A 19,874-nucleotide genomic window follows, 5' to 3' on the forward strand; every position below is an offset into this window, starting at 1 on the left:
TGAACGATCAGCGCTCGAAGAACCAGCCGCTCGGCCGCTCCGTGCCGCGCACAACGGCGCCCCCTCCGCCTCCGCGCCCTCGCCGCCCAAGTATGAGGTAGGCAATACTGCCGAGGAACGGCGCGATCACGATGAACGCCACCCACGACACTTTCGCGACCTTCGAGAGCCGCGGATTAGCGAGCACACCCTGGACAGCGAACAGCAGCAGCACAATGTTCAGCACAACCAGCAGGGACTGTGCATTCATCGACGTGCTCCACGAGATCGGGCGCCGCGGTCGAGATATGGCGCCGAGGCGCCCGATCTCGACCGGGACAGGGGATCTCGCGACATTTCGCGAGATAGGGGCATTGTTGCATGCGGGGTAGGGTGGGGGGCTCATGGTAGACGTGCTCAGGGTTCGGTATCCGCCCGAACTTCCCGTGTCGGCGCGGCGCGAGGACATTGCGGCGGCGATCCGCGACAACCAGGTCGTCATCGTCGCGGGAGCGACCGGGTCGGGCAAGACGACGCAGTTGCCGAAGATCTGCCTGGAGCTGGGGCGCGAGAGCATCGCGCACACGCAGCCCCGGCGTATCGCGGCCCGCACGATCGCCGAGCGCATCGCGGAGGAGCTCGACGACGAGGTCGGCGGGATCGTCGGGTACCAGGTCCGGTTCACGGACAAGGCGTCCGCGTCGACACGGATCAAGCTGATGACCGACGGCATTCTGCTCAACGAGATGAATCACGATCGGATGCTCAGCCGGTACGACACGATCATCATTGACGAAGCGCACGAGCGCAGCCTGAACATCGACTTCCTCCTCGGCTACCTGCACCGCCTCCTGCCGCAGCGCCCCGACCTCAAGGTGATCATCACCTCGGCGACGATCGATCCGCAGAGCTTCGCGGCGCACTTCTCGGACGCCTCCGGGGCTCCGGCCCCGATCATCGAGGTCTCCGGCCGCACCTACCCGGTCGAGATCCGCTACCGCCCGCTGGTCGCCGAGGAGCCGGAGGAGGATGACGACACCGACGTGCCGGACGCGACGAGCGGCAGCCGCGACCTGATGACCGGCATCGCCGACGCCCTGGCCGAGCTGGCGCGGGAGGATCCGGGTGATGTCCTCGTCTTCCTCTCGGGCGAGAACGAGATCCGGGACGCCGAGGACGCGATCCGCGGGCGGAACCTGCCAGGCACCGAGGTGCTCCCGCTCTACGGCCGGCTGTCCGCTGCCGACCAGCACCGGGTCTTCGAGCGCTCCCGCACTCCCGGCGTCCGGCGCCGTGTGGTGCTGGCAACCAACGTTGCTGAGACGAGCCTCACCGTCCCCGGGATCCGCTACGTGATCGACGGCGGCACCGCGCGCATCTCGCGCTACAGCGCGCGCTCGAAGGTGCAGCGGCTCCCGATCGAAGCCGTCTCGCAGGCGTCGGCGAATCAGCGCTCCGGACGCTCTGGCCGCACCAGCGCAGGCATCGCGATCCGCCTCTACTCCGAGGAGGACTACCTCCGCCGACCCGAGTACACCGACCCCGAGATCCTTCGCACGGGCCTGGCCGCAGTCATCCTGCAGATGATCTCGCTGGGCCTGGGCGACATCGCGTCCTTCCCCTTTCTCACGCCGCCCGACTCCCGCGGCATCAAGGACGGCCTCGACCTCCTCACCGAGCTCGGCGCCCTGCGCAGCCCCGGCACCCACCCCGACTCCCCCGCGCGAGATGCCTCTTCGGTATGCGACACGCCGCAGAACGCGAGCACAACTGGCATCTCGCGGAGGGAGGCGGCGCCGCAGCTCACCCGCATCGGCCGGGATCTCGCGCGGCTGCCGATTGATCCGCGGTTCGGGCGGATGGTCATCGAATCGCGTCGGCACGGGGTGAGCCGCGAGGTCATGGCGATCGTGGCGGGCCTGACGATCCAGGATGTCCGCGAGCGCCCCCTGGAGCGCCGCGCGCAGGCCGACCAGCAGCACGCCCGTTTCGTTGACCCGACCAGCGACTTCCTCACCCTCCTGAACCTCTGGAATTATCTGGAGGAGAAGCAGCAAGAACTCTCCTCCAGCGCGTTCCGCCGCCTCTGCAAGGCCGAGTACCTCAATTACCTGCGCGTACGGGAGTGGCAAGACGTCTTCCGCCAGCTCCGCCAGCTGGCCCGGCCGCTGAAGCTCGAGCTCGGCGAGCCGAAGATCGACCCCGACGGAATCCACCGGAGTCTTCTGGCCGGCCTGCTCTCGCACCTCGGCATTAAAGACACCACCTCGCAGCAGGCTCAGCGCGCGGCGAAGAACCGCGAGCGCCAGAACGTGCAGTACGTCGGCGCCCGAAATGCGAAGTTCTCGATCTTCCCGGGCAGCGCGCTGGCCAAGAAACTGCCCGACGCGGTGATGAGCGCCGAGCTGGTCGAGACGAGCCGCCTCTTCGCGCGCTCGAACGCGACGATCGACCCGGCCTGGGCCGAGGCGATCGCGGGCGACCTGGTCAAGCGGCAGTTCAGCGAGCCGCACTGGGAGAAGTCGCAGGGCGCGGCCGTCGCGTACGAGAAGGTCACGCTCTACGGAGTGCCGATCATCGCGCGCCGTCGCGTCCAGTTCTCGCGCATCGACGCCTCCTACGCCCGCGAGCTGTTCATCCGGCACGCCCTCATTGAGGGCGAGTGGGAGTCGCGGCACGCCTTCGACAAAAAGAACCGGGCCCTGCGCGCCGAGCTCGAGCGCCTCGAGGAGCGCACCCGCCGCCGCGACCTGCTCGTGGACGACGAGGCCGTCTTCGACTTCTACGACCGCCGTCTCCCGCGCGACATCACCTCCGTCCGCTCTTTCGACTCCTGGTGGCGCACCACTCAGCACGATGAGCCCGACCTGCTCACGATGACGCAGGAGACGCTGCTGCCCGAGGACGCGGAGCAGGTTGACGAGACCGCTTTCCCGACCCAGTGGCGCCAGGCCGACCAGCGCTTGCGCCTCTCGTACCGGTTCGAGCCGGGTACGGAGGAGGACGGAGTGACGGTGCACGTGCCGCTCGCGCTGCTGCCCCGCGTCACGCCTCTAGGCTTCGACTGGCTGGTGCCGGGACTGCGCGCCGAACTGGTCACCGCGATGATCAAGGCGCTGCCCAAGCATCTGCGTCGCAACGTCGTCCCCGCGAACGACTGGGCGCGCACGCTCACCGCCGCACTCCCCCCAGATGTGCCGACCCCGCCGACCGAGTCGTTCGCCGCGACCCTCGCCGGAGCGATCCGCCGGGAGGCGGGCGTCGTTGTGCAGCCCGAGGACTTCGATCTCGAGCGGATCCCCTCGCACCTGCGGGTGACCTTCGCCGTCGCGGACGAGCGCGGGCGCACGATCGCGGCCGGCAAGGAGCTGGCACCGCTGGCCGAGAGGCTGCGGGGCCGGGTCCGCGACGAGGTCGCGCGCGTGGTCGAGGCTCGCGTTCCCGACGCGCTCGAGCGCCGTGGCCTGAAGACCTGGGACCTGCCCGAGCTTCCCCGCGTCACCGACACCCGGCAGGGCGGCAACACGATCCGCGCCTACCCCGCCCTGATCGATGACGGCGACTCGGTGTCGATCCGCCTGCTGGCGACCGCCGAGGACCAGGCGCGCGAGCACCCGCGGGGCGTGCGGCGCCTGCTCGTGCTCGCCACGCCCAGCCCCGTCGCCTACGTGCAGCAGCACCTCTCCTCGAACGAGAAGCTCGTGCTCGCGCAGAGCCCCTACCAGAACACCACCGCCCTGTTCACGGACTGCCTACTCGCCTGCGTCGACGCGGTGCTCTGGCGGATGAAGCCCGACGGGATGCTGTTCCTTCGCGCCGAGTTCGACGCCGTGCGCGACCGCGTCTCGGCGAGCGTGATGGATGCGATGTTCGAGACCGTGAAGACGGTCACGACGATCCTGACCACCGCCCGCGGAGTAGAGAAAGCGCTCAAGGCCTCGACGAGCATGGCGCTGCTCCCGGCGCTGACCGACGCGCGGGAGCAGCTTTCACACCTCGTGTACCCGGGTTTCGTCTCGGCGACGGGAGCGGAGCGGCTGCGGCACCTGCCGCGCTACCTCGCCGCGATCACCGAGCGCTTCGGCAGGATCGCCGAGAACGTCGGCCGCGACCGGGTCTGGCTGAACGAAGTGCAGGCCGCTCACGAGCTCTACCGCTCGGCGGGAGGCGTGCTGCCGCTGCCCGCGCACGCTCCGGAGCGCCTCGCTCGCGCCCGCTGGATGATCGAGGAGCTGCGGGTGAGCTTCTTCGCGCAGTCGCTCGGCACCGCCGAGAGCGTCTCCCTGCAACGCATCCGCAAGGTGCTCGCGGGCTGACTCCCCCGCGCGCTCAGGGCGCCCCGAGCGTCGAGGCAGCCTCCAAGAGGGGGCTCCCTCGACGGTCGGGGGTTGCCTCGCGGGGCGCTAGGGTCGTCCGGTGGGTAGCTACACCGATCTCCTGAAGACTCCCGGAGTGGGACGCATCATTGCGGCGCAGCTCACCGCGCGCTTTCCGTTCGGGATGCTCTCACTCGCGTTCCTGCTGCACGTGGAGCGCGTGCACGGGTCGTACGCTGCGGCCGGCCTGGTGCTGGGCTCGATGTCGATCGGGCAAGCCATCGCCGGCCCGCTGACCAGCCGCCTGATGGGCCGGCTCGGGATGCGCCGGGTGCTCACGCTCACCCTCATCATCTGCGCGAGCGCGATCATCGCGATGGCGCTGCTGCCGCTTGAGGTGTGGCAGTTCGTGGTGATCGGGTTCGTCGCCGGCCTCAGCATGCCCCCGGTTCAGCCGGCGGTCCGCACCATCTACCCCAAGATGGTGACCAGTTCGCAGCTGACTCCGCTCTTCTCGCTCGACGCGTCCGCCCAGGAGATCATCTGGGTACTCGGGCCGGTGCTGACGACGTTCGTGTCGATCCAGGTGTCGACGGTCGCGGGCATCCTCACCGCCGCAGCGTTCCTCGTCGGCGGCGGAGTCTGGTTCATCTCCTCGCCCGAGGTCGGCCGCGTGCGCATTCCGCGCTCGAAGCGCCGCCTCGGCGTCGTGCTGACCAAGCCGCCCGTGCTGTTGGCGACCGTGGTCGGCTTCCTCCTGGTCGGCGCGTGCTCGGCGCTGGAGGCGGGCGTTGTCGCGGTGTTCGGCGAGGGCGGGATCGAGTCGGGCATCGTGCTGGCCATCTTCGCGGCGGGTTCGCTGGCCGGCGGCCTTGCTCTCGGCCACATCCCCATCAGCCGGTGGGCGACGGCGCGACGGATGCTCGTGGTCACCGTCGGTGTGGGCCTCGCCGCCGTCTCGACCGAGTTCTGGTGGCTCTGCGTCACCCTCTTCCTGGCCGGCATCGGCATCGCTCCGGCTCTCGCCGCGCTCTTCGCGATCACGGCCTCGAGCGTGCGGTTCTCGGAGACTGCGGAGGCGTACGGCTGGGTCGGCACCGGACAGCTCATCGGCGCCGCGCTCGGCTCCGCCATCGCGGGCGTGCAGATCGACCGGGCCGGACCGACCGCCGCGATCGTCGTCGCGGCCGTCTTCGCGCTCGTCGGCTTCCTCGTTCCCGCGCTCGGCCGGAGGTACCACCCGGACCTTCGCGGCCGCGACGCGAGTCCCCTTGCGGACACAGAACCCGTCACGCTGCCCACCTGAAGCGACACCGTGTTGTCCGCGCGACGTCGCCCCCCCTAGATTGGGTGCCAGGAAGTGGGGGGTCTGCGATGGGACTGCGAGAGGACGCGGAAGAGCTGGTACGCGAGCACCGGCGCGTCGCAGCCCACTCCCACACACTCGACCCGTGGTCCAATCCCGAGACGCCGGACTGGTGCGCCGAACTCACCGCCGCGCTCTGGCAGGGCTCGTTCCGACCCAGCCCCGTCTACTTCCGCCGCGAGGACGCCTCCCACGCCTGGCGCGGCCCGCACTCACTTCAGCTGCACCACCTCGGCTTCGGCTGGCAGCTCACCGCCCGCCGCGAACACCGGGGTGTGGTCAGCGCCGAGACGGCAGTCGTGCTCGAGACGGGCTCGCTCTGGTCGGGTCTCGGCGTCGGCCGTCGGCCCGCGCGCGTTCTTCGCGGCCGTTCGAGCGTCGAGGGGATGCAGGCCGGGCACGACGCGCACTTCGCCGTCCGCGGCATCGAGGATCGGAGTGACGTGGCACGTGCCGAGCGCCGCCTCCTCTTCGGCGTGGCCGGTCTCGCGGCGCTGATCGAGGACGGGGTGCGCGTTGGCCAGGAGGGCGAGCTCGACTGGAACGTCTGAGCGTCCGTGAACGTCTGAGCGTCCGTGCCAGCATGGAGAAATGAGCGCCCCCCTTCTCCCACTAAACGACGGCCGCGCGATCCCCCAACTCGGGCTCGGCGTTTACAAGATCGGCGACGAGGAGGCGGCCCGCACGGTCGCCGTCGCTCTGGAGGCCGGCTACCGCCACGTCGACACGGCGACCCTGTACGGCAACGAGCGCGGCGTCGGCGCCGGCATCCGTGCAAGCGGCCTGCCGCGGGAGCAGATCTTCGTGACGACGAAGGTCTGGAACGACGATCACGGCTTCGACGAGACCCTCGCCGCATTCGACCGAAGCCTCGAGCTCCTCGGCACTGACTACGTCGACCTTTACCTCGTGCACTGGCCGATTCCCTCCCGCGACCGTTACGTCGACACCTATCGTGCGCTCGAGCGACTGCAGCGGGAGGGGCGAGCCCGCTCGATCGGCGTCTCCAACTTCGCGCCCGAGCACGTGCAGCGCCTGCTCGACGCGACCGGGGTCGTGCCAGCAATCAACCAGATCGAGCTGCACCCGCGGCTGCCCCAGGAGGAGGTGCGCGCGTTCGACGCCGAGCACGGCATCGTCACCGAGGCGTGGTCACCGCTCGCCCGCGGGCGTCTGCTGGAGGAGCCGGTGCTGGCGGCAATCGCGCACAAGCACGGCGTCTCCCCTGCGCAGGTCGTGCTGCGCTGGCACGTGCAGCTGGGCGTCGTCGTGATCCCCAAATCGGTGAATCCCGCGCGAATCCGCGAGAACCTCGACGTCTTCGGCTTCGCGCTCGACCGCGAGGACCTGGCCGGAATCGCCGGACTCGCGACCGGCGAACGAACCGGCCGCGACCCCCGCCTCGACTAAGCCGCGCTGCTCCCCGCGCGAGGGAGCCCCGGACCATCGAGGGAGCCCACTCCGAGGCCCCCTCGACGGTTCAGAGTTCCCTGAGCAGGAAGGGGTGTTTCCGGCGCGTGAAATGTTGCAGAGGGGGGTGGGATGCACGGCTTCCTGTGAATAGCCTCGCAGTGGCGCGGATGACTCCCAGATTCGGGAGTGACGCGGCAGGGTCGCCGACGCGGTGGCCCGTTCTCGAGAAAAGGGAGCCCCAGTGGCGCGAACCACCACGAACACCCCGAGCGGTCGACGACGCAGCGCCCTGATGAGATCGAGCGCCCTGATGAGATCGAGCGCTCTGATGAGATCGAGCTCGCTGATCGGAGCGGGCGCCCTCATCGCCGGCTTTGCCTTTGCCCCCACGGCGAGCGCCGTCGAGCCGGTCACTTTCGCCGACACCGTCACGGTCGACGGCATCATGACGCACCTCGGTGCGCTCCAGGCCATCGCGGATGCCAGCGGCGGCACCCGCGCGATCGGCACCCCGGGCTACGAGCTCAGCGGCGAGTACGTCGAGTCGGTCCTCGCCGCCGCCGGTTACACCACCGAACGCCAGAACTTCACCACAGCCACCCAGGCCATCGACGCCTTCTCGCTGACGACCAGCACCGGAGCCGTCGGCACGCCGATGGAATTCACCCCCTCGACGCCCGAGGGCGGCGTGACCGGCGCGCTGATCGCTCCCGTGGATCCGCTCGGGTGCACCACCGACGCCTGGACGGGCCTGGACGCCACCGGCAAGGTCGCACTCGTCAGCCGCGGCACGTGCAGCTTCCTCGAGAAGTCGATCGCGGCCGGTGCGGCAGGCGCCTCGGCGATCCTGATCTACGACAACGCCCCGAGCGACGCGCTGAACGGCACCTACGGCGGCCAGGACGAGTCCGCGATTCCCGGTGTGGGACTCACCCAGGCCGAAGGCCAAGCGCTGCTCGCCGCGCTCCCGACCGAGGCGACCGTGCTGATCGACCAGACCACCACCGAGGTCGAGACCTTTAACATCATTACCGAAACCCCCGGCGGCAACCACGACAACGTGGTCATGCTCGGCGCGCACCTCGACAGTGTGCCCGCCGGCCCGGGCATCAACGACAACGGCTCTGGATCCGCGACACTTCTGGAGACCGCTGTGCAGCTCGCTGAGGCGGGCGAGACCACCAACGCGGTGCGCTTCGCCTGGTGGGGCGCGGAGGAGGTCGGCCTGGTCGGCTCCTACACCTACGTCGATTCGCTGACGGAGGAGGACGCCGCGAAGATCTCGACCTACATGAACTTCGACATGGTCGCCTCGCCGAACTACGTGATCTCCGTCTACGACGCGAACGAGTCGACCTACGAGGCTCCCGTCGAGGTGCCCGCCGGCTCGATCGCGACCGAGAAGGCCTTCACCGACTACTTCGACTCGATCGACCAGCCCTGGATCGACACCGCGTTCGACGGTCGCAGCGACTATGACGGCTTCATCTCGGTGGGTATCCCGTCCTCGGGCGTCTTCACCGGTGCCGACGACGTCAAGACGGAGGAGGAGGCCGCGCTGTTTGGCGGCACCGCCGGCATCACGCACGACCCGAACTACCACTCCGCCGCCGACGACATCGACAACATCAACACGGAGGCGCTGGGCATCACGTCGAAGGCCATCGCGTTCGTGACAGCCTCGTTCGCCGAGGACACCTCCGCGATCGACGCCGAGAAGGACCCGACCACGCCGGAGCCCACCCCGACGCCGACCGGTACGCCGACTATCGCTCCCACGGTCGAGCCGACCATCGCCCCGACCCGCGAGCCGACGAGCACCCCGACGGCCGCGCCTCTGCCGAGCGGCACCCCGTCGGTCGCCCCGCGCCCCGGCGGGGGGACTCGCCCGCCGCTCGCTGCGACGGGTGCTGACATCGGCCTCCCGCTCGGCCTCGGCGGCCTGCTGCTCGCCGGTGGCCTCGGCGGGCTGCTGCTCGCGACGCTGCGCCGCCGCCGCGCCGAGCGGAGCTAACCGCCCAGCACCCCGGGCCGCCCGGCTGTCGTGGTGTGCACCACGACGCGGTGCGGGGGACCCCGGACCGTCGAGACCGCCTGCTCCTGCGGGCTCCCTCGACGGTTCGGGGTTCCCCCGGCGCGGGCGCCAGGGCTATCGGTCGCAGGAGACACGGTGTTCACTGGGCGCATGCGAGCCATCTGGAAGGGCGCGATCACCTTCGGCCTGGTCAACGTGCCGGTCAAGATCTACAGTGCGACCGAGGACCACGACATCCCGCTGCACCAGGTGCACGATGAGGACGGCGGCCGGATCCGGTACCAGCGCACGTGCGAGATGTGCGGGGAGGTCGTCAGCTTCGACCACATCGAGAAGGCGTACGACGACGGTGAGCGCACGGTCGTGCTCTCGAAGGAGGAGCTGAAGGCGCTGCCGGAGGAACGCGACCGCGAGATCGATGTCGTTCAGTTCGTGCCGAGCGAGCAGGTCGACCCGATCATGTTTGACCGCGCGTACCTCCTCGAGCCCGATTCCTCCTCCGCCAAGGCCTACGTGCTGCTGCGGCGGACGCTGGAGCAGACCGACAGGACCGCGATTGTCGAGTTCGCCCTGCGCCAGAAGACGCGCCTCGCTGCGCTCCGGGTGCGCGGCAAGCTGCTCATGCTGCAAACCCTGCTCTGGGCCGACGAGGTCCGCGAGGTCGAGTTCCCCTCCCTCGAAGGCACCACCCGTATCGCCGCACGCGAACTCGAGATGTCCGCGCACCTCGTCGACTCTTACTCCGAAGACTTCGACGCGGCGAAGTTCCACGACGCATACCAGGAGGAGCTGCGCACCCTCATCGACGCCAAGATCGAGCAGGGCGACGCGCTCGACACCGCCGCGACCTTTGGCGAGGCTCCCACAGCAGAGGGCGGCGGCGAGGTCCTTGATCTGATGGAGGCCCTCAAGCGATCGGTCGAGCGCAGTCGCGGCGCGAAGGCCGGCGCGGAGGAGGCGACGCCTGCACACACGACCCCGGCGAAGAAGAAGGCAGCGGCGGCGAAAGCGGACGGGTCGAAGGCGGACGGGTCTGACGCCGCGCCGAAGGCCGATTCCGTGGAGAAACCTGCGAAGAAAAGGCCTGCGAAGAAGACCACCGCCGCCGAGAAGGCCGCCTCCTGATCAGACGGGCTCGCCCGTGTCGTCGAGATCGACCGCGACCGCGGTGACCAGCGCGAGCAGCGCCTGGGCGTAGGCGTTCTCGGCGGCGCCGTCCGCGTACTCCTGCGCCGCCCCGCCGAACTCACTCTCGACCACATACCGCATCGGCGGACCGGCGACCCGGCGGAGCGAGCGGAAGGTCCCGCGCAGCAGCTCGCGCAGTTGGTCCTCCCGCGGCAGCCAGAGCGAGTCCTCGAGCGATACGGAGTCGAGCGCCCACTCGGTCGTGCCGTTGAAGCCAAGAACGGTCCCGGTTGGATATTCGTGCGCCTCGATGGTCATCTCGCTCACGGTGAAGACGTCGCCGTCGAACCCCTCGCGCTCGATGCGGAAGCGGTCGCCGGTGACAGGGGTCCAGCGCAGGCCCGCGGTGCGCAGCGCTCGGGCCAGCTCGAAGGAGATCATCCGACGAGTGTGGCGGATCGACCCGGGTGCCGGCCGCGAGGAGGGCCGTGGTGCGGACGGCACTCCGACGTCGGCAGAGGAGTTGACGTTCGGGAAATGTCCGGTTCACAGGCCGGGAACCCGCAGTGCAGAGGACCGACACCCCGTGCGTAGGCTGGCCGCATGACAAACGAGTGGGGAACACCGGACCCGGCGGCCCGGCGTGATCGGTCGGCCGAGGTCGCTTCGACCACCGCCGCTGGCGGAGTCGAGCCGGCCCGCGTCGAGGACGCTGAGCGCGCGCTGGCCGTCCGCGAGGTCAAGCGGCGCCGCGACTTCCTGGGGTCGGTGGGCGGCTGGGCGAGCGTCTCGGCGATCACCACCACGGTCTGGGTCGCCACCGGCGCCCACGGCTACTTCTGGCCGATCTGGCCGATCGTCGGTATCGGGATCGGCGTGATCAGCCAGGCCGCGGCCATCTGGGGTCCGACCCGCAAGGAGATGACGGAGGCGGACATCGCCGCCGAGATGCGCCGCCGAGAGCAGCGCGGCCGCTAATCAGCTCGCGCCGTCCAGCCGTCCCACCGCGGTGACGCGGACGACAGCGGCGCCCTGCTCATCCGACTCCGCCAGGTCGACAACGGCGGAAATCCCCCAGTCGTGGTCCCCCGCCGGGTCGTCAAGGATCTGCCGAACCCGCCACTGCGTCGGCTCCTCCGTGACGAGCAGCATCGCCGGGCCGCGCGCATCGGGTCCGGTGCCGATGCGGTCGTGCTCGTCGTAATAATCGTCAAGCGCCGCTCCCCACGCGTCGGCGTCGAAGGCCGCATCGAGTTCGCCCAGCGCCTCGTGGTCATCAAGGGCCGCGAGCGTCACCCGGCGGAACATTTCGTTGCGCACCAGCACCCGGAAAGCGCGGTGGTTTGCCGTCAGGCGGCGCGGAGCCGGCGGCACGATCGACTGGTCCGCCGCGTGCAGCGCCGGGTTCACCAGCTCCTCCCACTCGTCCACGAGCGACGAGTCCACCTGGCGCACCAGCTCACCCAGCCACTCGATCAGGTCGTGCAACTCCTCGTTCTTGATCTCGTCGGGGATGGTCTGCCGGGCCGCGCGGAACGCGTCGGACAGGTAGCGCAGCACCAGTCCCTCCGAGCGCGAGAGCTTGTAGAAGGCGGTGTACTCGCCGAACGACATCGCCCGCTCGTACATATCGCGCACGACCGACTTGGGCGAGAGCTCGAAGTCCTTCACCCACGGCTGCGCGGCCGTGTAGGTGGCGAAGGTCGCCTCCAGCAACTCCTCGAGTGGCTTCGGATGCGTCACCGATTCGAGCAGCTCCATCCGCTCCTCGTACTCGATCCCCTCGGCCTTCATCGCTGCCACCGCCTCGCCACGGGCCTGGAACTGCTGCGCGCTGAGGATGTGCCGCGGGTCATCGAGCGTCGCCTCGAGCACCGAGATGACGTCGAGCGCGAAGCTCGGCGACTCCGGGTCCAGCACGTCGAACACGGCAAGCGCGAAGGGCGAGAGGGGCTGGTTCAGCGCGAAGTTCGGCTGGAGGTCAACGGTCAGGCGGATGCGCGTCACGCCCTCGGCATCAACGCTCTGCTCGATCACGCCCGCCTCCCGCAGCGTGCGGTAGATGCCGAGCGCGCGGCGGGCGAGCTGGAGCTGGCGCTTCCACGGCTCGTGATTGTCGAAGATCAGCGAGTGCACGTTCGCGTAGGCGTCGCCGCCGCGGGCGATCACGTTCAACAGCATCGCCGAGGTGATGGTCAGGTGCGAGGTCAGGGTCTCGGGCTCGGCATCGACCAGCTTGCGGAAGCTCGGCTCACCCCAGCTGACAAAGCCCTGCGGAGCGCGCTTGGCGACCCACTTCCTCCGCTTCTTCGGATCGTCGCCCATCTTGTCGAGCGCCTTACGGTTCTCGGACTCGTGCTCGGGCGCCTGCACCACCACCGTGCCCGCGGTGTCGTAACCCGCGCGTCCGGCGCGCCCGGCGATCTGGTGGAACTCGCGGGCCGAAAGCTGCCGCATCCGCGTGCCGTCGTACTTGGTCAGCGCGGTGAGCAACACCGTGCGGATGGGGACGTTGATGCCGACGCCGAGGGTGTCGGTTCCGCAGATGACGCGCAGCATCCCCTGCTGAGCGAGCTGCTCGACAAGGCGACGGTACTTGGGGAGCATGCCCGCGTGGTGCACGCCGATGCCGAGCCGGAGCAGGCGCGAGAGGGTCTTGCCGAAGGCGGTGGTGAAGCGGAAGCCGCCAATCACCTCCGCGATACGGTCACGGTGCTCGCGGGTGGCGATGTTCGCGCTGGTCAGCGCCTGCGCGCGCTCGAGTGCGGCGGCCTGAGAGAAGTGCACGACGTAGACCGGCGACTGGTTCGTCGCGAGCAGTTCCTCGATGGAGTCGTGGATCGGCGCGATCTCGTAGAAGTAGTGCAGCGGGACCGGGCGCGCGACGCCGGTGACACGGGCCGTCTCGCGTCCGGTGCGGCGGCTGAGGTCGGCAGCGAGAGCCGTCACGTCCCCGAGCGTCGCGGACATCAGCACGAACTGCACGTGCGGGAGTGTCAGCAGCGGCACCTGCCAGGCCCAGCCGCGCGCCGGATCCGCGTAGAAGTGGAACTCGTCCATCACGACCTGGTCGACCGGCGTCTCCTCGCCATGCCGGAGGGCCAGGTTGGCGAGGATCTCGGCCGTGCAGCAGATGATCGGCGCATCGGCGTTGACGGAGGAGTCACCGGTGACCATCCCGACGTTGGCGGCGCCGAAGACGTCAACCAGCGCGAAAAACTTCTCGGACACCAGCGCCTTGATCGGCGCCGTGTAGAAGCTGCGGCGTCCGGAGGCGAGGGCCGCCGCGTGCGCTCCGATCGCGACCAGCGACTTCCCGGTTCCGGTGGGCGTGGACAGGATGAGGTTCGAGCCGGACGCGATCTCGAGCATCGACTCGTCCTGCGCCGGATAGAGCGGCAGCCTCCGCGACTCGGCCCACTCCGAGAAGGCCAGGTACACCGCGTCGTCGTCGACGCGCCCGTCCGCGTCGGGCGTCGGCATCCGGTCGAGCAGCGTCGAGGTCATCCCCCCATCCTCCCAGCCCGCACCCGGGCGCACCGGATGAATTCGGCGCCGACGATCCGGACGCCGATCGCGGCGAGGTCGTCGTAGCGGCCGATGTCGTGCGCGAACCGCCGGTTGCTGGTGCGGTGCCCGTCGCCCTCGTACTCCCAGGCGACCGGACGCGAGTCGGCCCCGTCGCGGACGAGTGCGACCGCCTCGCGCAGGCGCGTCGCTCCGCGGCCATGGAAGCTCTCGACGCGCTCGTGCAGCCGGGCGAGCGGCACCCAGGGCCGGGGATCGGTCGGGTCCAGGACGGCGGGCATCCGCACGAGCGCATCGCCCCCCGCGACGAGGTCGTCGAGTTCCAGCAGCTCCCCGAGATGGCGGCGCCCGGGCCGAGGACCGCGAGGAGCGCCTCCGCTCGCTCGAGCAGCCCGAAATCGGCGCCGGAGACGCGGACGCCGCGAAACGGCGCAATAAGGTCGCTGCGGCGGAGGCGGTTCCGCGCCACCGCAGCCGCAATCGATCCGTCACGGGCGGCCCGTGCGACAGCGAACTACGGGCCGCTAGTGACGGATCAATCCGCGTGCAGAGCGCCGGGTGAGCGCGCGACGGCCCAGGAGGAACACCGCCAGCACCACGGCGGTCACGATCACGAAGCTCCACTGCACGCCCTGGCCGGAGGCGAGGCGCAGCAGCATCCCACCCGCCACGGTCACCGCCCACACCACGAGGCCCGTGGGGGCGATCCGGTCCGGCGCGCGCCACGAGCGCGCGACCGCCCAGCCCGCGAGCAACGCGACGAGAAAGGGCCAGAGCGTTCCGAGCAGCCCCAGCAGCTCCGACTCCTCCTCGTGGCTGCGCCGCCCGATGATCACGAACACCAGCACGAGCGCGGCGTCCAAGCCGAGCCCGAGCCACGACCGGCGGGTCACGCGGGCTCCGTGACGAAGTCGATCAGCTGCTCCACCCGGCCGAGCAGCGCCGGCTCCAGGTCCTGAAACGTGCGCACTTGCCCGAGGATGCGCTGCCATGCACGAGCGATATCCGCCTGCTCCTCGTGCGGCCAGCCGAGCGCCTCGCAGATCCCGTGCTTCCACTCGATGCCGCGCGGGATCTCGGGCCAGCGCGCAAGGCCGAGCCGAGCGGGCTTCACGGCCTGCCACACGTCGATGTAGGGGTGGCCAACGACGAGGACGTGGGCGCCGTGCGGGCCGGCCGCGACCTGGTCGGCGATCCGCGACTCCTTCGAGCCGCGCACCACATGGTCGACGAGGACCCCGATGCGCCGCCCCCGGCTGGGCCGGAACTCGCGCACGAGTTCGTCGAGGTTGTCGACGCCCTCGATGTACTCGACCACGACCCCCTCGATCCGCAGATCGTGGCCCCAGACCTTTTCGACCAGCTCGGCGTCGTGGCGGCCCTCGACATAGATCCGGCTGGGCAGGGCAACGCGCGCCTTCGCCTCGGCGACGTGAAAGGAGCCGGAGGCGGAGCGGGCGCGCCCGAGGTTCGCGTCGCGCTTGAGCCCGGGCGCCTTGAGCGACACGGGCTTCCCATCCAGGAGGAAGCCGGGGCCGAGCGGAAACACGCGGACCTTCCCGAACCGGTCCTCCAGCCGCACCATCCGCAACTCCACGCCGAGCACGGCGCCCACGAAGCCGGACGCGACCTCCTCGACCACCAGGTCGCGCTCGGCCTCGACGACCGCCACCTCGACCTTGCCCCGCGCCCGCCAATCCCCCGCGAGCACGTCCTGCCCATACCTGTCCTCGTCCATCGCACCGAGGGTAGCCGGAGGCGCGCTCCCCGCCCCGCGGACACGGCGCATGCACCTCTGCTTACATGAGCAGATGACCGAGGACCTCGAACCCGCCGCTGAGCTCTTCAAGGTGCTGTCCTCCTCCTCCCGGCTGCGCCTGCTGCGAGCCCTCGCCGAGGAGACGTCGACCGTCGGCCGGCTGGCCGAGGTGACCGGGCTCTCGCAGCCCCTGGTCTCGCAACACCTGCGGATGCTCCGCACCGCCGGGCTGGTCGCGGTCGAGCGCGTGGGACGCGAGGCGCACTACTCCGTTGCGGACACGCATGTCACGCACATCGTCGATGACGCCGTGCGGCACGCGCTGGAGGCGTGACGCACTATCGACAGCGATGATCGCTCTCACCTGCGCTCTCTGAGTGCACTGCGTTCGTGCATCTGCAGGACGGATGCTGCCCACACCGACCACGACGACGAGCACCGATACGGAGCGAGCACTGGCGCTGACCATCCCTCCGGGTGCCGTCCGCTCCCCGAGAGTGTGACCCTGCGAGGCTCCCTCCCCTCAACCGATGGGTAGGCTGACCCGAAAGCACGTGCTCCGGGGTCGGTGAGAATTCCGAACCGGCGGTGACAGTCCGCGAGCCGCGGCCCCACAAGGGGGAGGCGGTTGACCTGGTGGAACTCCAGGACCGACGGTGAAAGTCCGGAGGAGAGGCAGCACGAGCGTCGCGCGGTCCAGCGCGGTGCTGAGCGACGGTGCCCGCGCACCGCCGATCGAGACCCCGGAGTTCGGCAACGAACGGAAGACCGGGAATGACGATCGACTACGAGCACGCGATGCGCCGGGCGCTGGCACTCGCCCAGCGCGGGCCTGCCCGCGGCCCGAACCCGCGCGTGGGCTGCGTGATCCTCGCGCCCGACGGCACAGTGCTGGGCGAGGGCTGGCACCACGGAGCGGGCACCGCCCACGCCGAGGTCGACGCGCTGAGCCACGTCGCGCCGGGCGCCGCCTCCGGAGCCACAGCCGTCGTCTCACTCGAGCCCTGCGACCACACTGGGCGGACCGGCCCGTGCAGCCGCGCCTTGATCGACGCGGGAATCGCGCGCGTCGTCTACGCCGTCGCCGATCCCGGCGAGCACTCGAGAGACGGCGGACGCACCCTGCGAGCGGCCGGGGTCGAGGTCGTCGAGGGAGTCCTCGCCGACGAGGCCGAGGAGTTCCTGCACGCCTGGCTCACCGCCAACCGCCGTCGGCGCCCCTTCGTCACGCTCAAATGGGCGTCCACTCTCGACGGCCGCACCGCCGCCGCCGACGGCAGCAGCCGCTGGATCACCGGAGGCGCCGCGCGTCAGCGGGTGCATGAGCAGCGCGCCGCGCACGACGCGATCCTCGCCGGCACCGGCACAGTGCTCGCCGACGATCCCGCCCTGACCGCTCGGGGCGACGGAGGCGAACTGCTCGCCCACCAGCCGGTGCCCGTCGTCGTCGGCTTCCGACCCGTCCCGCCCGGCGCTCGCCTCCATGCGCATCCGCGCGCCGCGATGCTCGAGCACTCCCACGACCTGGTCGCCGTCCTCCGCCGCCTCTACTCCGCCGAGATCCGCAGCGTCTACGTCGAGGGCGGCCCGACCCTTGCCTCCGCCCTGGTCGCCGCCGGACTGGTCGATGAGTACGTCGTTTTCCTCGCCCCCGTCCTGCTCGGCGGCCCCCGCCTCGCGCTCGGCGATCTGGGCGTCGCGAGCATCGGCGAGGCCCGGCGCCTCACCCTCCGTTCCGTCGAACTCCTCGGGGATGACCTCCTCGTCACCGCGCGCCCCGGCGCCCTCCCCACGGGCGGCGCCGGCATGCCGACCCGCCTCCCCCACGTCCTGCAGATGGAGACCCACTGATGTTCACCGGAATCATCGAGGAGATCGGCGTCGTGACGGCGATCGAGTCCGGCACCGACGCGATCAGGCTCGGGATCCGCGGCCCACTGGCGGTCGAGGGAGTGCGCCACGGCGACTCGATCGCGGTCTCAGGCGTCTGCCTCACCGTCGTCGAGCACACGAACGAGGGCTTCACGGCGGACGTGATGGCACAGACCCTGCGCATGTCGACCCTGGACGGCGTGGCGGTCGGCGACTGCGTGAACCTCGAGCGCGCGGCTCTGGTCGGCGACCGGCTCGGCGGGCACATCGTGCAGGGCCACATCGACGGCACCGCGACGCTCCTGGCGATCACTCCGGGCGAGGCGTGGCGAGTACTGCGCTTGTCACTCCCGGCCGACGCTGCTGCGCTGGTCGTCGACAAGGGCTCGATCGCCGTCGACGGCGTCTCGCTGACGGTGTCGGCGATCAGCCCCGCAGCGGAGCGGGAGCCGTGGTTCGAGGTCTCGCTCATCCCCGAGACCCTCGCCGCGACGACACTCGGCGACCGCGCGATCGGCGAGCAGGTCAACATCGAGACCGACATCCTCGCGCGCCACGTCGAGCGGATGCTCGCGCTGCGCACAGTCGCCGGGGCCCGCTCGTGAGCCTCGCCACGATCCCGGAGGCGGTCGCCGCATTGCGTGCCGGCCGGCCGATCATCGTCGCCGACGACGAGGGCCGCGAAAACGAGGGCGACGTCATCGTCTCCGCCCAGCTCGCCAGCCAAGAGACGATCACGTGGATGGTCCGCCACTCCTCCGGCTTCATCTGCGCGCCGATGACCAACGAGATCGCCGACCGACTCGCCCTCCCGCTGATGGTGGTCGAGAACGAGGACCCCCGCGGCACCGCCTACACGCTCTCGGTCGACGCGGCCGACCGCCTGTCCACCGGCATCAGCGCCTCCGACCGCGCACACACTCTCCGGGTGCTCGCCGACCCGGAGTCAACGCCCGCGCGCCTGCACCGCCCCGGCCACATCCTCCCCCTGCGCGCCGTCGATGGCGGCGTGCGCGAGCGCGACGGGCACACCGAGGCTGCGGTCGACCTGATGAAGCTCGCCGGCCTGTTCCCGGTCGGCGCCATCTCGGAGATCGTCGCGGACGACGGCGAGATGATGCGCCTCCCCGGCTTGATCGCGCTCGGCGAGCGCGAGGACGTCCCCGTGACCACGGTCGCGGCGCTCATCGCCTACCTGCAGGAGGTGCACGGCGACACCGAGGTGCCCGTCGCGGTCGCCGTGCCCGAGAGCCCCCGGGTCAGCTTCGAGGTCGAGACCACCGTCCCGACAACGCACGGTCCGTTCCGAATCCGTGCCTACCGCGACCGCCAGACGGGGGCCGACCACGTTGCGATCCTCGCGGGAGACGTTGCGAACGGCCGTCCCGCGCTCGTACGCGTGCACTCCGAGTGCCTGACCGGCGAGGCGTTCGGCTCGCTGAAGTGCGAGTGCGGGCCGCAGCTCGACGCCGCCCTCGACACGATTCAGCGCGACGGTGGAGTCGTCGTCTATCTCCGCGGACACGAGGGCCGGGGCATCGGCCTGATCAACAAACTGCGCGCCTACCGACTCCAGGAGGACGGGCTCGACACCCTCGAGGCCAACCTCGCGCTCGGGCTCCCGGCCGACGCCCGCGACTACGGCGCGGCCGTCGGCATCCTCGAGGACCTCGGCCTCACGGAGGTGCGCCTGCTCACCAACAACCCCGAGAAGGTTCGCCAGCTCGCCACCCGCGGGATCGTCGTCTCCGAGCGTGTCCCGCTCGTGGTCGGCATCGGCGCCTTCAACGAGGGCTACCTCGAGACCAAGCGCGACCGAATGGGCCACACCCTCGGCAGCGTGCTCGCGCATTTCGACGCCGGAACCGCCGGCGCCATCCTCGACGCCGGGACCGCCGGCGCCACCATAAAGGAGTAACAATGGCCGGTAGCGGCGCCCCCACCACCTCTCCCCTCGACGGCGCGGGCCTGACGGTCGTCGTCATCGCCGGCACCTGGCACGAGCAGATCACCGACGGCCTGATCGCGGGCGCGAGCCACGCGCTCGACGAGACCGGCGCCTCGTGGTCGCTGGTGCGCGTGCCCGGATCGTTCGAGCTGCCCGTCGCGGCGAAGGCAGCATTGGAAGCCGGGGCTGACGCGGTCGTCGCGCTCGGCGTGATCATCCGCGGCGGCACTCCGCACTTCGAGTACGTCTCCGATGCCGCCACCTCGGGGCTCACGACCGTGTCGATCCAGACGGGGAAGCCCGTCGGCTTCGGCGTGCTCACCCTCGACACCGAGCAGCAGGGCCTCGACCGTGCCGGACTCCCCGGCTCCAAGGAGGACAAGGGGCGCGAGGCCGCGGAGGCGGCGGTTGCGACCGCGCTGCTGCTGCGCTCGCTCCGCGACTGAGCGCGCGGATCCGTGGCAGGGGCAAGCACGCGAAGCTGGGAGATCACAGGGTAAAGTGAGCGGGTCGTCACGAGCGACCCGTCT

Annotated in this window: 18 protein-coding genes and 1 riboswitch; of the genes, 12 read left to right on the forward strand and 6 right to left on the reverse strand. The window is 70.3% G+C overall.

Annotated features, from left to right (window positions below; translation table 11 throughout):
• Positions 1-7 precede the first annotated feature (7 nt).
• A complete protein-coding gene (locus tag HRF29_RS06315; protein WP_173246448.1) occupies positions 8-250 on the reverse strand; it encodes a PLDc N-terminal domain-containing protein in 243 nt (80 codons plus the stop codon).
• Positions 251-383: 133 nt separating this feature from the next.
• Between HRF29_RS06315 and hrpA the strand changes: the two genes are divergently transcribed.
• The 6 genes from hrpA to ku all read left to right on the forward strand — a co-directional run bounded on the left by hrpA (position 384) and on the right by ku (position 10,234).
• Positions 384-4,295 carry an ATP-dependent RNA helicase HrpA gene (gene hrpA / locus HRF29_RS06320; RefSeq protein WP_173246451.1) on the forward strand — a complete coding sequence of 1,304 codons (3,912 nt, stop codon included), beginning with the start codon at positions 384-386 and terminating at the stop codon, positions 4,293-4,295.
• A gap of 100 nt (positions 4,296-4,395) precedes the next feature.
• The gene (locus HRF29_RS06325; RefSeq protein ID WP_173246454.1) at positions 4,396-5,601 is read left to right on the forward strand and encodes an MFS transporter; all 1,206 of its coding nucleotides are present in this window, start codon (positions 4,396-4,398) and stop codon (positions 5,599-5,601) included.
• A 68-nt stretch (positions 5,602-5,669) separates the two neighbouring features.
• Positions 5,670-6,212 (forward strand): hypothetical protein, encoded by a 543-nt coding sequence (locus tag HRF29_RS06330; protein WP_173246457.1) that lies wholly within the window; start codon positions 5,670-5,672, stop codon positions 6,210-6,212.
• Between the two features lie 40 nt (positions 6,213-6,252).
• Positions 6,253-7,071 (forward strand): aldo/keto reductase, encoded by an 819-nt coding sequence (locus tag HRF29_RS06335; RefSeq protein WP_173246459.1) that lies wholly within the window; start codon positions 6,253-6,255, stop codon positions 7,069-7,071.
• Positions 7,072-7,402: 331 nt separating this feature from the next.
• Positions 7,403-9,088: a M28 family peptidase gene (locus HRF29_RS06340; protein WP_173246462.1), complete on the forward strand. Its 1,686-nt coding sequence runs from the start codon at positions 7,403-7,405 to the stop codon at positions 9,086-9,088.
• Positions 9,089-9,259: 171 nt separating this feature from the next.
• Positions 9,260-10,234 (forward strand): non-homologous end joining protein Ku, encoded by a 975-nt coding sequence (gene ku, locus HRF29_RS06345; RefSeq protein WP_173246465.1) that lies wholly within the window; start codon positions 9,260-9,262, stop codon positions 10,232-10,234.
• On the opposite strand, the gene HRF29_RS06350 is transcribed toward ku, so the two are convergent.
• Positions 10,235-10,678 (reverse strand): pilus assembly protein CpaE, encoded by a 444-nt coding sequence (locus HRF29_RS06350; protein ID WP_173246468.1) that lies wholly within the window; start codon positions 10,676-10,678, stop codon positions 10,235-10,237.
• 162 nt (positions 10,679-10,840) lie between these two features.
• Between HRF29_RS06350 and HRF29_RS06355 the strand changes: the two genes are divergently transcribed.
• Positions 10,841-11,215, forward strand: coding sequence for a 2TM domain-containing protein (locus tag HRF29_RS06355; protein WP_173246471.1), 375 nt, complete (start codon positions 10,841-10,843; stop codon positions 11,213-11,215).
• Here HRF29_RS06355 and HRF29_RS06360 read toward each other — a convergent pair whose 3' ends face one another.
• The 4 genes from HRF29_RS06360 to HRF29_RS06375 all read right to left on the reverse strand — a co-directional run bounded on the left by HRF29_RS06360 (position 11,216) and on the right by HRF29_RS06375 (position 15,503).
• Positions 11,216-13,744 (reverse strand): DEAD/DEAH box helicase, encoded by a 2,529-nt coding sequence (locus HRF29_RS06360; RefSeq protein WP_173246474.1) that lies wholly within the window; start codon positions 13,742-13,744, stop codon positions 11,216-11,218.
• Positions 13,741-14,046, reverse strand: a complete 306-nt coding sequence (locus HRF29_RS06365; RefSeq protein WP_173246477.1) for a hypothetical protein — start codon at positions 14,044-14,046, stop codon at positions 13,741-13,743. The genes HRF29_RS06360 and HRF29_RS06365 overlap by 4 nt, the downstream gene beginning before the upstream one ends.
• 243 nt (positions 14,047-14,289) lie before the next feature.
• Positions 14,290-14,658 carry a DUF3054 domain-containing protein gene (locus HRF29_RS06370; protein ID WP_343043672.1) on the reverse strand — a complete coding sequence of 123 codons (369 nt, stop codon included), beginning with the start codon at positions 14,656-14,658 and terminating at the stop codon, positions 14,290-14,292.
• Entirely contained in the window at positions 14,655-15,503 is an 849-nt protein-coding gene (locus tag HRF29_RS06375; protein WP_173246483.1) for a DUF3097 domain-containing protein, read from the reverse strand. The genes HRF29_RS06370 and HRF29_RS06375 overlap by 4 nt, the downstream gene beginning before the upstream one ends.
• Before the next feature lie 73 nt (positions 15,504-15,576).
• On the opposite strand from HRF29_RS06375, the gene HRF29_RS06380 reads away from it, so the two are divergent.
• From HRF29_RS06380 to ribH, 5 genes are all read left to right on the forward strand, one after another.
• The gene (locus tag HRF29_RS06380) at positions 15,577-15,858 is read left to right on the forward strand and encodes an ArsR/SmtB family transcription factor (protein ID WP_173246486.1); all 282 of its coding nucleotides are present in this window, start codon (positions 15,577-15,579) and stop codon (positions 15,856-15,858) included.
• 217 nt (positions 15,859-16,075) lie between these two features.
• Positions 16,076-16,209: riboswitch (FMN riboswitch) on the forward strand.
• Positions 16,210-16,298: 89 nt separating this feature from the next.
• Positions 16,299-17,375, forward strand: a complete 1,077-nt coding sequence (gene ribD / locus HRF29_RS06385; RefSeq protein ID WP_246226797.1) for a bifunctional diaminohydroxyphosphoribosylaminopyrimidine deaminase/5-amino-6-(5-phosphoribosylamino)uracil reductase RibD — start codon at positions 16,299-16,301, stop codon at positions 17,373-17,375.
• Positions 17,375-18,001: a riboflavin synthase gene (locus tag HRF29_RS06390; protein ID WP_173246489.1), complete on the forward strand. Its 627-nt coding sequence runs from the start codon at positions 17,375-17,377 to the stop codon at positions 17,999-18,001. Before ribD ends, HRF29_RS06390 begins: the two co-directional genes overlap by 1 nt.
• A complete protein-coding gene (ribA, locus tag HRF29_RS06395; RefSeq protein ID WP_173246492.1) occupies positions 17,998-19,314 on the forward strand; it encodes a GTP cyclohydrolase II in 1,317 nt (438 codons plus the stop codon). The genes HRF29_RS06390 and ribA overlap by 4 nt, the downstream gene beginning before the upstream one ends.
• A 2-nt stretch (positions 19,315-19,316) precedes the next feature.
• Positions 19,317-19,790: a 6,7-dimethyl-8-ribityllumazine synthase gene (gene ribH, locus HRF29_RS06400; RefSeq protein ID WP_173246495.1), complete on the forward strand. Its 474-nt coding sequence runs from the start codon at positions 19,317-19,319 to the stop codon at positions 19,788-19,790.
• Positions 19,791-19,874 lie beyond the last annotated feature (84 nt).

Origin of the sequence: Rathayibacter agropyri (assembly GCF_013249015.1) — a bacterium.
In the GTDB taxonomy this organism is placed as follows: domain Bacteria; phylum Actinomycetota; class Actinomycetes; order Actinomycetales; family Microbacteriaceae; genus Rathayibacter; species Rathayibacter agropyri.